Annotated in this window: 11 protein-coding genes and 1 pseudogene; 7 read left to right on the top strand and 5 right to left on the bottom strand. The window is 69.8% G+C overall.

Features of this window, described 5'->3' with window-relative positions; all coding sequences use genetic code 11:
* Positions 1-102: 102 nt before the first annotated feature.
* Positions 103-594 (top strand): annotated as a pseudogene (locus tag SREC43747_RS0118165) (nicotinate-nucleotide--dimethylbenzimidazole phosphoribosyltransferase); the annotation flags it as partial.
* Complete coding sequence (locus SREC43747_RS0118160; protein WP_029722800.1) at positions 594-1,319, top strand: adenosylcobinamide-GDP ribazoletransferase; 726 nt, start codon at positions 594-596, stop codon at positions 1,317-1,319. The pseudogene SREC43747_RS0118165 and the gene SREC43747_RS0118160, both read left to right, overlap by 1 nt.
* Positions 1,320-1,394: 75 nt before the next feature.
* Here SREC43747_RS0118160 and SREC43747_RS0118155 read toward each other — a convergent pair whose 3' ends face one another.
* Positions 1,395-2,498, bottom strand: a complete 1,104-nt coding sequence (locus SREC43747_RS0118155; protein WP_029722799.1) for a branched-chain amino acid aminotransferase — start codon at positions 2,496-2,498, stop codon at positions 1,395-1,397.
* A 152-nt stretch (positions 2,499-2,650) separates the two neighbouring features.
* Here SREC43747_RS0118155 and SREC43747_RS0118150 point away from each other — a divergent pair, with 152 nt between their 5' ends.
* Positions 2,651-2,938 carry a hypothetical protein gene (locus tag SREC43747_RS0118150; protein ID WP_029722798.1) on the top strand — a complete coding sequence of 96 codons (288 nt, stop codon included), beginning with the start codon at positions 2,651-2,653 and terminating at the stop codon, positions 2,936-2,938.
* On the opposite strand, the gene SREC43747_RS0118145 is transcribed toward SREC43747_RS0118150, so the two are convergent.
* The 3 genes from SREC43747_RS0118145 to SREC43747_RS0118135 are packed head-to-tail and all read right to left on the bottom strand — an operon-like array spanning position 2,935 to position 6,255.
* On the bottom strand, positions 2,935-4,299 hold the full coding sequence (locus SREC43747_RS0118145; RefSeq protein ID WP_081722681.1) for a CoA transferase: 1,365 nt from the start codon (positions 4,297-4,299) through the stop codon (positions 2,935-2,937). The two genes, SREC43747_RS0118150 and SREC43747_RS0118145, sit on opposite strands and share 4 nt — an antisense overlap.
* Positions 4,300-4,328: 29 nt before the next feature.
* Positions 4,329-5,000: a ribonuclease FAU-1 family protein gene (locus tag SREC43747_RS0118140; RefSeq protein WP_029722796.1), complete on the bottom strand. Its 672-nt coding sequence runs from the start codon at positions 4,998-5,000 to the stop codon at positions 4,329-4,331.
* Between the two features lie 7 nt (positions 5,001-5,007).
* Complete coding sequence (locus SREC43747_RS0118135; protein ID WP_029722795.1) at positions 5,008-6,255, bottom strand: APC family permease; 1,248 nt, start codon at positions 6,253-6,255, stop codon at positions 5,008-5,010.
* A gap of 280 nt (positions 6,256-6,535) precedes the next feature.
* Between SREC43747_RS0118135 and SREC43747_RS0118130 the strand changes: the two genes are divergently transcribed.
* The gene (locus tag SREC43747_RS0118130; protein WP_029722794.1) at positions 6,536-8,020 is read left to right on the top strand and encodes a leucyl aminopeptidase; all 1,485 of its coding nucleotides are present in this window, start codon (positions 6,536-6,538) and stop codon (positions 8,018-8,020) included.
* Between the two features lie 178 nt (positions 8,021-8,198).
* Complete coding sequence (locus tag SREC43747_RS0118125; RefSeq protein WP_051388142.1) at positions 8,199-8,705, top strand: OsmC family protein; 507 nt, start codon at positions 8,199-8,201, stop codon at positions 8,703-8,705.
* A gap of 4 nt (positions 8,706-8,709) precedes the next feature.
* Here the strand turns inward: SREC43747_RS0118125 and SREC43747_RS0118120 are convergent, their stop codons facing one another.
* Entirely contained in the window at positions 8,710-9,084 is a 375-nt protein-coding gene (locus tag SREC43747_RS0118120; protein WP_029722792.1) for a hypothetical protein, read from the bottom strand.
* 224 nt (positions 9,085-9,308) lie between these two features.
* On the opposite strand from SREC43747_RS0118120, the gene lpdA reads away from it, so the two are divergent.
* Together lpdA and SREC43747_RS0118110 are read left to right on the top strand one after the other, a co-directional pair.
* Entirely contained in the window at positions 9,309-10,679 is a 1,371-nt protein-coding gene (gene lpdA / locus SREC43747_RS0118115; protein WP_029722791.1) for a dihydrolipoyl dehydrogenase, read from the top strand.
* Between the two features lie 52 nt (positions 10,680-10,731).
* The coding region (locus tag SREC43747_RS0118110) for a biotin/lipoyl-containing protein (protein ID WP_201768728.1) at positions 10,732-10,847 on the top strand (116 nt) is incomplete at its 3' end.

The following is a 10,847-nucleotide window of genomic DNA, read 5'->3' as shown; positions in this document are numbered from 1 at the left end:
CGTGTTCGACCTGTTCTCGGTGGGCATCGGGCCGACGGTGAAGATGTTCGTGACGCGGCTTCGCGACGCAGGGCGCCTGGCCGACGTCGCGCGCGTCAAAGCGGAACCGGCATCGACGACCGCGCGTGGATGCGGAAGACCGCCGCGATCCGGGACGCGCTGCGCCGCGCCCGCAAGGTTCTGCACGACCCGATCGCCCTGCTGCGGACCGCGGCCGGGGCCGACATCGCTGCGCAGGCCGGTTTCCTCGCCCAGGCAGCGGTGCGCCGCACCCCGGTGCTGCTGGACGGTGTGGTGGTCGGCGCCGCGGCCCTGGTGGCTGAAGAGCTCGCCCCGGGGGCCAGGCAGTGGTGGCTGGCCGGGCACCGCTCCGCCGAGCCCGCCGCCTCCCTGGTGCTCGAGCACCTCGATCTGGAGCCCGTGCTGGACTTGCGGATGCGGCTCGGCGAGGGGTCCGGAGCGCTGACCGCGCTGCCGGTGGTCAACGCGGCGGTGCGGCTGCTGGCGGAGATGGCGACCTTCGACGAAGCCGGGGTCGGTGGCGGCCCGGCCGCCGAGGAAGCAGTCGGCCAACCGTCTGCCGCGCAACTGTGATCGCCGGGTTGCGCTTGGCGTTCTCCTGGCTGAGCGTGCTCCCGGTGCACGTCCCCCGGGTGGACGAGCGCGCTTGCCGGAACGCCATCGCGTTCGCGCCTCTGGTGGGGTTGACCGTCGGGCTGGTCGCAGCCGGTCTGCTGTGGGGGTTGACCGCGTTGGGGAGCCCACCGCTGCTGGCCGGGCTGCTGGTGGTCGCGGTCCTGGTGTTGGCCACCCGGGGCATGCACGTCGACGGGCTGGCCGACACCGTGGACGGGTTGGGCTGCTACGGGCCGCCGGAGCGCGCCCTGGCGGTGATGCGGGACGGCGGCACCGGACCGTTCGCCGTGGTGGCGTTGGTGCTCGTACTGGGAATGCAGGCCGTGAGCTTGGCGGAGCTCGGCGGCGCTCCGCTCACCGTGGTGCTGGCGTGCGCGGCCGGCCGGGCCGGGATGGTGCTGTGCTGCCGGCGGGGTGTGGCCGCGGCGCGCCCGGAGGGCATGGGGGCGCTGGTGGCCGGCAGTCAGCCGCGGTGGATCGCTGGTGCGTGGTGGTCGGCGCTGGCCCTGCTCGCCGTGTGGGCGGGTTGGTCCGCTGTGGTCGGCGTGCTGGTCGCGGCTCTGCTGGTGTTCGGGTTGAGCTGGCACACCGATCGCCGGCTGGGCGGTGTCACGGGCGACGTGCTGGGCGCGGCGTCGGAGCTCGGCACCACAGCGGTGCTCGTGGTCTCCGCACTGGGCTAGCAAGCAGAACCGGGCCGATCAGGGCTTCCCCGCGGGTGTTGCCGCGCGACCGACCCCGTTCTGCTCCCCGCGCGCTCAGCTCAGCTTGACCATCCAGCCGTGGGTGTCCTCGCTGGTCCCGCGCTGTATTCCGGTCAGCCGCTCCCGCAGCTTCATGGTCACTTCGCCGGCCTGGCCGTCGGCGATGGTGAACTCACCGGACCGGTGCTTGACGCGTCCGACCGGGGTGATGACGGCGGCGGTGCCGCACGCGAAGACCTCGGTCAGCTCCCCGCTGGCGGCCTTCTTCTCCCACTCGTCCACGGTGATGCGGCGTTCTTCGACCTGCAGACCGAACTCGGAGCCCAGCTCCAGCAGGGAAGACCGGGTGACACCGGGCAGCAGGCTGCCGCTCAGCTCGGGGGTGACCAGTTTGGCCTCCGCCCCGGAGCCGAACACGAAGAACAGGTTCATGCCGCCCATTTCCTCGACGGCCCGGCGTTCCACGGCGTCCAACCAAACGACCTGGTCGCAGCCCTGCTCCACGGCCTCCGCCTGGGCCAGGAAGGAAGCCGCGTAGTTCCCGGCGAACTTCGCAGCACCCGTGCCGCCGGGAGCTGCCCGCACGTACTCGTGGCTGAGCCACACGGTCACCGGCTTGACGCCGCCGGAGAAGTAGGACCCGGCTGGCGAAGCGATCAGCACGTACAGGTACGAGTTGGCCGGCCGGTTCACGCCGAGGCTGGGCTCGGTGGAGACCATGAACGGCCGCAGGTACAGGGAGCTCTCGCCGCCTTCCGGCACCCAATCGGAGTCCACTGCGATCAGCTGCCGCAGCGATTCCAGGAACAGCTCTTCGGGCAGCTCCGGCATGGCGATCCGGTGCGCCGAACGCTGGAACCGGCGGGCGTTGGCGTCGGGGCGGAACGCAGCGATCGAGCCGTCGGGCTGCCGGTAGGCCTTCAAACCTTCGAAAATCGCCTGGCCGTAGTGCAGCACGGTGGTGGCCGGGTCGAACTCCAGGGAGTGGTACGGTTCCACTTTCGCGTCATGCCAGCCGCGCTCACTGGTCCACCGGATGGTCACCATGTGATCAGTGAAGAACCGTCCAAATCCCGGATTCGCCAGTATTTCCTCCCGGCGTTCAGGAGAAGTGGGATTGGGATGGGGAATCCGGGTAAAAGACAGCGCTTCAGTCATGCGGAAACCGTATCGCGCGCCTACGAGCAGTGGAAACCGGATGGCAGGAACTCGGCATTCCAACTATCGAGCTCAATACTGTTCGGGTACGAACTCGAGCTGTGCGTGATCGATCCGGCAAATGACCTGGCCAGCGGCCTACCATTGCTGGCATGGCAGCTGACCAGGAACTCCCCGTTCCCACCACGGTTTCCCAGGACGCGCTGGCCGCTGCGCTGGCGGCGTTGATGCCGCTCGGAGCGGGACTGGCCGTCTTGCTGGGGATCGCGTGGATGGGGCCGCTCGGCGGTGTCCTCGGCGGCATCGGCGTGGTGTGGTGGGGTTTCTGGTGGCACAACCGGCACCAGGCCTTCTTCCCCGAGGACTTGCGGGCGAGCTCCGTGGGCGGAGTGGCCGCGCTGGTCGCGCTGATCGCGTTCCTGCTCGGCGCCTCCCTCTAGCGCGCGCTGCGCCACACCAGGTCGTCCTGGCCGTACCGGCTCGGCGGCGAGGAGTAGTCCAGCTGCTCACCGTCGAGGAGGAACGGGGGCGGCACGTACGCCAGCTCCCCGTGCGGGCACTCGCAGGTCCGCAGCGGCCAAGGCTCCGGCTCCTCGGCGCCCGGCTCGGGAGCGGCCATGCCGAGCAGCTCGCGCGCCACCCGCGCCAGGCTCACCCGGACCACGCCACCGCCGGTTTCGGGACGGCGGGCGAGCAAGCGCATCACCGCTGCCGCCAGCAGGTACCCGGCCGAGTGGTCCAGCGCCTGCACCGGCAGCGCCCCCGGACGACCGTCGCGCTTCCGGTAGCGGTGGGCGATTCCGCTGGCGGCCTGCACGATGCTGTCGAACCCCCGCTCCCGGCTCCACGGTCCGGTGAACCCCCACGCGGCCAGCTCCCCCACGACCAGTCCCGGGTGCCGCTGCAGCAACTGCTCAGCTCCCAGGCCGAAACCGGCCAGCGCTGCCGGTCGGTACCCGGTGATCACCACGTCCGCCGCGGAAACCAGTTCCTCGACCCGCTCGCGCTGCCCGGGCCTGCGAAGATCGGCGAGCGCCGAGCGCTTGGCGAACCCGGTGTCCAGGTGCTGCTCCAACAACTCCGGCCGGTGCGGCGGGTCGATCCGCAACACCTCCGCTCCCAGCGCACCCAGAGTTCGGGTGGCCACCGGGCCAGCTATGACCCGGGTCAGGTCCAGCACGCGCAGCCCGCTCAGCGGCAGCTCCCCGGTCCGCCCGAGCGCAGCACCCGGAACCCCGGTGGTTTCGATCGCCACCAGCGGCTCACCGAGCACCGCGCTCCCCTGCGGGTGCTGGCGCCAGGATTCGGCGGTGCGCACCGCAGCGGCCACCCCACCGGCCGCCCGCACCTGGTCCTCCGCTTCCACCGCGGTCATGTCGGCAAGAGCGCGCCGAACCAGCCCGGCAGCGGTTTCGTCGTCCTCCGCCCCCACCGAGAGCGCGCTCAGCAGGGCCCGCCGGTGGTGCGGGTAGTTGGCGTGCAGCCGCACCCAACCGTCCCCGGTGGGGAAGAAACCGGAGAGCCCCGCCCACGCCTGGAGGGCCCGACCGTCCACCCGCAGCCGGTCCAGGGAGGCCAGCGCCGCCGCCACCGCGCGGCTGTCCACGGTGAAACCAGGAGAAGCGCCGCGCCGGTGCGCGAGCGAAGCCGCAGCACAGGCCGCTTCCCGCACACCGGCCACCGCGAGACCGGACACGTCCAGCGGCCCCGCCCACACCGATCTCGGACCGCTGACCCGAACACCGCAGCTCGGATCGGCGAAGCCCAGGAGCCGGGGCCAGTTCTCCTCGCCTCTGCTCACCGCACCAACCCGCCGAAGAAGGCAGGACTTCAGGCCACCAGCAGCTCCTCCGGCAGCGACGGCAGCGACCACTCCGGATCCGGTCGAGCATCGCAGTACGTGCCGTCGAACGGGAACCCGCCGCCTTCCGCGAGCTTGATCATGCGCTCGCCCTCGCTGCGCAACCGGTCCAGCTCGGCGGTGCCGAACCGGCCCGCCCGCAGCGCCGCCTCGACTTCGTGCGCGTCCTTCCAGGACCAGCTGCCGTCCGGGAAGACCAGCAGGTCGAGCACCCCGTCCACGCGGCGCACCTCGTTGCCCACCCGCCCCAGGGGGATCTCCAGGTTGACGTACCAGTTGCGGAACTGCCCGGCGGAATCGAAGAACCACCACACCGAAGACCAGTGCCGCTCGAAGACCAAGCGGAGCGTGGACGTGCCGCTCCAGACCGACCGGGCGGGTTTCCGGGGACCGCTGAAGCGCTCGTCCAACGGCATCTGCCGCGGGTGCCGACCGTCCGGGGAGGTCGTCACCCTGATCGGCGTGCCGTCCAACACCCAGCACAGCAGCTGGTCACCGTCGTCTTCGAGCACTCGGGACGGGTGCACGGTGCCCAGCGACCCGTCCAGCCGCCAAAAGCTGTACAGGACCTGGTCCCCGTAGCTCCACTTGACCTTGCCGGGAAGGGCTCCTGCAGGGGCCTCAACAGGTGTTCTCAACATGACCGACTCAACTCCAGCGACGAGTCCACAAACCGGACAACAACGGGCAGACGACGACCACGGCTAACGTGGTGAGCAGTGCGTGCACCGGCAGGCTCATCAGCAGCACAACCGAAAGAGCCATTCCCAGGCACGCAGCTCGCATCGGCCAATTGCGGCTTTTGGTCAGCAACACCCGCACACCGGCGTTGGTCAGCGCGTAGTACACCAGCAGGCAGCAGCAGGCGGTCAGCATCGCCGTCACCGGGTCGAGCAGCAGCGCCAGCACCGCGGCGGTCAACCCGGCGGCCAGGTCGAGCAGGTACGGGGTGCCGGCCGAGCTGGTGCGCCCCAAGAACGCCGGGAGTTCCCGCTCCCGCAACATCGCCAAAGCCGTGGATCGGAACGACTCCAGGCCCGCGTGCAACGCCGGCAACAACCCCACGGCCACCCCTGCGCCCACCAGCGGCAGCAGGTCCGCGGCCGAGGCGGCGGTGAGCGCGTCGCGCACCGGCGCGGAGGACAGGGCCAGCCTCGACCACCCGAGCTGGCGCGCCAGCGCTGCGGTGAGCGTCCCCAACAGCACGGTGATCACCGCCAGCGCGAACCACGTCCCGCATTTGACCGCCGGCCACCTGTACCGGTCGGCTTCGGTCGCCGGCGCGGTCAGCCGTTCGAAGCCGAAGTAGGCGAACACCAGCGCTCCGGCCGCCCCGGTGATGCCCACGGCGGTGTCGGTCTCCGGGGGCTCGAACACGGGGGTGTCCACCGGCTGGATCGCGAAGCACGCCAGCACCACCACCGCGACCACGGCCAGGTTCAGCGCCAACCATCCCCAGGCAACCGCCCCGCGGAACCGCAGCCCCGCGGTGGCCAGCAGCACGACCAGCAGGACGACCGCGGCTGCGGTCCAGGAGGCCGCGGACGGCGCGAAGAGATCACCGACCACTCGTCCGGCAGCGGCGAGCGCGAAGACGTGTCCGGCCAGGCAAGTCCCCCCTGCGATCCGGGAGGGAACCAGCCCCAGCTGGGAGCGAGCGCAGGCGTAGCCAGCACCGGGTCCCCGATAGGCGACCGAGGCGTGCGCGCTCGACACCGAGCAGCACACGGCTGTCGCCAGCGCCAGCAGCAGTCCGAGCGGAAACCACGGGCCAGCCGCAGCTGCCGCGGGGGCGGGCCCCAGCAGCAGCCCCGCTCCCAGCGTTCCGCCGAGCGCCAGCGGCACCGCACCGGTCCCGGAAGAAAGCCGCCGAGACGTCTCAACCTGTTGGGCCACGCCATCACCTTCGCAGAGGACTTCGAGCAGAACAGCCACCTGTCGGCTGATCCACACTGCGTAGCTGGGCGGGCGTCAGCCTACGCGGCAGGCCGTATCACCGCCTGGGCGACCACCGTCCCGCGCGGAGTTCTAGAGTGCGAAAAGAACGATGCCACCGGCTTACGGGTGGCATGGTGTTGCGACCGGAGGCAGCCCCCCGGCAACCGCCCGCCGCAGCCCCAGCCCGCCGAACGCGGAAAACTTCGAACAGCTATTCACAGGCCGGAGGATGAACCACGTGACAACCCCGAAACTTGCCCTCACCGACCAGGCAGCGGCCAAGGTGTCCGCGGACGTCCTTGTGATCGGCACCGTGCAGGGCGCAGACGGTCTCGAACTGGCGCCCGGGGCGGGACCGGTCGCTGAAGCGTACGACGGCGACTTGACCAAGGCCCTCACCGCTTTGGGTGCGAAGGGCAAGGCCGAGGAAACCGTCAAGCTCCCAGCCACCGGAAAACTGCGCGCCGGGGTGCTGCTCGCCGTCGGGTTGGGCAAGGCCGAGGACGGCGTCTCCGCCGAATCCGTTCGCCGCGCCTCCGGGGCAGCTGCCCGTGCGTTCGGCAGTGCGGAGCACGTCGCGACCACCCTCTCCGCCGCGGACCTGTCGGCAGCGGTCCAGGGCACCGTGCTGGGGGGCTACTCGTTCAAGGGCTACAAGTCCCAGACCGAGGAGGACTCGCTGGCCAAGGTGGACTTCGTGGTGGACAGCGTCAGCGACGACGCCCAGAAGTCGCTGAAGGGCGCCACCGCGATCGCCGAGGCGGTCAACACCGCCCGCGACCTGATCAACACCCCGCCCAGCGACCTCTACCCGGCTTCCTTCGCCGAACGCGCCGAGAAGCTGGCCCGCTCGGCGGGCCTGGAAGTCGAAGTGCTGGACGAGGCAGCGCTGCGCAAGCAGGGCTTCGGCGGCATCCTCGGCGTCGGCTCCGGGTCCTCCCGGCCGCCCCGGTTGGTGCGCATCCGGCACAAGGGTCCCAAGAGCAGCAAGAAGGTCGCGCTGGTCGGCAAGGGCATCACGTTCGACACCGGCGGCATCTCGCTCAAGCCCAGCTCCAACATGCACGAGATGACCTCGGACATGTCGGGGGCGGCCGCCGTGGTCGCCACGATGGTGCTGGCGGCCAAGCTGAACTACCCGCTGGAGATCTCGGCCACCGTGCCGATGGCCGAGAACATGCCGTCGGGGACCGCGTACCGCCCCGGTGACGTGCTGAAGATGTACAGCGGGAAGACCGTCGAGGTGCTCAACACCGACGCGGAGGGCCGGCTGATCCTGGCCGACGCGATCAGCAGGGCCTGCGAGGACGACCCGGACTACCTCATCGAGACCTCCACCTTGACCGGTGCGCAGGTGGTGGCGCTGGGCAAGCGGACCCCGGGCGTGATGGGCAGCGACGAATTCCGCGACCGGGTCGCGCGGTTGTCGCAGGCCGCCGGGGAAGGCGCCTGGCCGATGCCGCTGCCGGAGGAGCTGCGGGCCGAGCTGGACTCGAACCTGGCGGACTTGGCCAACGTGACCAACTCGCGGTGGGGCGGCATGCTCGCCGCCGGGCACTTCCTGAAGGAGTTCGTCGCCGAGGGCGTGGAGTGGGCCCACATCGACGTCGCCGGACCGGCCTACAACAGCGGGTCCCCGTGGGGTTACACCCCCAAGGGCGGCACCGGTGTTCCGGTCCGCACCCTCGCCGCGGTGTTGGCCGACATCGCCGAGCGGGGCTGAGCCTCGATCCGCGGGGGCACCGCGGCGCTTCCCGGTGCTCCCGCGCTTCCCTCCGCGAGCACGGCCCACCCCAGAAGGTCGGTCAAAACGGGCCAGTTACTCCATCACGGTGCGCTGCATGTGACATGAGTCTCAAAGCAATCTGCTCGCCGGTGGCATCCGATGCCAAGATGGGCCGATGACGAAGGCAGAGCAAGCCGCACCACAAGCCGCGCCGATCCGGCGGGACTACCAAGTCGACGTGGTGTGGACCGGAAACACCGGACCGGGCACCAACAGCTACCGCGGCTACCGCCGCACGCACGAGATCCGCTCCCCCGGCAAAGCATCGATCAACGCCTCAGCCGCCCCGGCGTTCCGCGGCGACCCCGACCGGTACAACCCGGAAGAACTGCTGGTCGCGTCCCTGTCGCAGTGCCACATGCTGTGGTACCTGCAGTTGGCCGCGGACAGCGGAGTCGTCGTCATCGGCTACCACGACCAGGCCCGCGGCACCCTCGTCGAAGAGCCGCACGGCGGCGGCCGGTTCGACGAGGTCACGCTGGCCCCTCAGGTGACCGTCCGGGACCGGGTGAGCGTCGACGTCGCCGAAGCGCTGCACCAGCAGGCGCACAAGCTGTGCTACATCGCCAACTCGGTGGCGTTCCCGGTGCACTGCAACCCCACCACTCGGGTGGCGAACTGAGGGTTCAGCCCTCGACGTTGGTCCCGCTGTCGCCCAGCAGGCGACGCTGCCGCTCCCGCTTGCGCAGGATGCGCTGTCGCGCCTGGTAGTCCCGCATCCGCTGCGGATAGCCGACCTTGTGCACTTCGTAACAGGGGATCTGCATCTGGCGCGCGATGCGGAACGCGGCAGCCGGGCCGTCCACCCGGCGCCGGGTCCACTCCCCGTCGTGCGCTATCAGCAGCAGAGTGGTTTCAGTTACATACGTGCGAGGCTCCAGATAGCCTTCCACGCCCCGACGGCTGGCCGCCCAGTTGAACAGGTGCTCGACGTCTTCCGGTCGCGCGCCGCGGCTGCCAGGTCGGCCCCCGCGGCGTCGAAACCGATCCAGTAACCCCATGAGCCTCCCTCCGAGTAGGGTCAACACCCCGCGATAATGCCATCAAAAGCGGACAATTGACCCGAAGAAGATCAGCTTGCCCTCGCTGTTCACCGGACGCCAGCTGGACTGACCCAGCCCACGTCGCGTCCCCGCATCGTGTGGTGACAAGATGATTCCGGTGCCCGAGACCTCAGGTCTGCCGGGCCAACAGCGAGTCAACGATGCCTGTCGAGGAGTGCGAAGTGACCGACACGTCCGCCGATCTGGTCGTTCTCGGCGGCGGTTCCGGCGGCTACGCCTGCGCCTTCCGCGCAGCCGAGCTTGGCCTGTCCGTCGTCCTCATCGAAAAGGACAAGCTCGGTGGGACTTGCCTGCACCGCGGGTGTATTCCCACCAAGGCACTGCTGCACGCCGCGGAGGTGGCCGACTCCGCTCGGGACGCCGACCAGTTCGGGGTGAAAACCGCGTTCGAAGGCATCGACATCCACGGCGTCAACAAGTACAAGGAGAACATCATCGCAGGCCTCTACAAGGGCCTGCAGGGGCTGGCCAAGGCGCACAAGGTCACCTTGGTCGAAGGCGCCGGAACCCTTGTCGACGCCAACACGGTCGAAGTCAACGGCACCCGGTACACCGGCAAGAACGTCGTACTGGCGACCGGCTCGTACTCGAAGACGATCCCCGGCCTCGAGCTGGGCGGTCGGATCATCGCCAGCGAGCAGGCGCTCAACCTCGACTTCGTGCCCGAGAAGGTCGTCGTGTTGGGCGGCGGCGTGATCGGCGTGGAGTTCGCCAGCGTGTGGCGTTCCTTCGGCGCTGAAGTCACGATCGTCGAAGCGTTGCCGCACCTGGTCCCCAACGAGGACGAGTTCATCTCCAAGCGCCTGGAGCGGTCCTTCCGCCGGCGCGGCATCAAGTTCAAGACCGGCGTGAAGTTCACCGGCGCGGAGCAGACCGACTCCGGCGTCACCGTCAGCTTGGAGAACGGCGAGCAGCTCGAGGCCGACATCATGCTGGTTGCCGTCGGCCGCGGCCCGAACACCGCTGGCCACGGCTTCGAAGAGGCCGGCGTGCAGCTCGAACGCGGCTTCGTCCGCACCGACGAGCGGCTGCGCACGAACCTGCCGGGCGTCTACGCGGTGGGCGACATCGTCCCCGGCCTGCAGCTGGCGCACCGCGGTTTCCAGCAGGGCATCTTCATCGCCGAAGACATCGCTGGACTCAACCCGCAGCCGATCGACGAGGCAGGCATTCCGCGCGTCACCTACAGCCACCCCGAAGTCGCCTCCGTGGGGCTCACCGAGGCCGCCGCCAAGGAGCAGTACGGCTCGGTCGAGACCTTCACCTACGACCTCGCTGGCAACGGCAAGAGCCAGATCCTCAAGACCTCCGGCGCGGTCAAGCTGGTGCGCGTCACCGACGGCCCGGTGGTCGGTCTGCACCTGATCGGTGACCGCGTCGGTGAACTCATCGGCGAGGCCCAGCTGATCTACAACTGGGAGGCCCTGCCCGAGGACGTGGCCCCGCTGGTTCACGCCCACCCGACCCAGACCGAGGCTCTGGGCGAGGCGCACCTCGCCTTGGCCGGCAAGCCGCTGCACGTGCACGGATGACGTCGGTTAGAGCCAGCTAGCACCCCGCCACACCACGAGGAGTCAGCAACAGATGGCCTTCTCAGTTGAAATGCCAGCGCTCGGCGAGAGCGTGACCGAGGGCACGATCACCCGGTGGCTCAAGAAGGAAGGCGACACCGTCGAGGTCGACGAGCCGCTGCTCGAGGT

The sequence above is a fragment of the Saccharopolyspora rectivirgula DSM 43747 genome, from assembly GCF_000497205.1.
Lineage (GTDB): Bacteria > Actinomycetota > Actinomycetes > Mycobacteriales > Pseudonocardiaceae > Saccharopolyspora > Saccharopolyspora rectivirgula.
This window is presented reverse-complemented; position numbering and strand designations above follow the sequence as displayed.

Coding starts and splice junctions, on each gene's coding strand:
- SREC43747_RS0118155 (WP_029722799.1), bottom strand. CDS start 2,498: ATGACTGAAGCGCTGTCTTTTACCCGGATTCCCCATCCCAATCCCACT.
- SREC43747_RS0118150 (WP_029722798.1), top strand. CDS start 2,651: ATGGCAGCTGACCAGGAACTCCCCGTTCCCACCACGGTTTCCCAGGAC.
- SREC43747_RS0118140 (WP_029722796.1), bottom strand. CDS start 5,000: ATGTTGAGAACACCTGTTGAGGCCCCTGCAGGAGCCCTTCCCGGCAAG.
- SREC43747_RS0118125 (WP_051388142.1), top strand. CDS start 8,199: ATGACGAAGGCAGAGCAAGCCGCACCACAAGCCGCGCCGATCCGGCGG.
- SREC43747_RS0118120 (WP_029722792.1), bottom strand. CDS start 9,084: ATGGGGTTACTGGATCGGTTTCGACGCCGCGGGGGCCGACCTGGCAGC.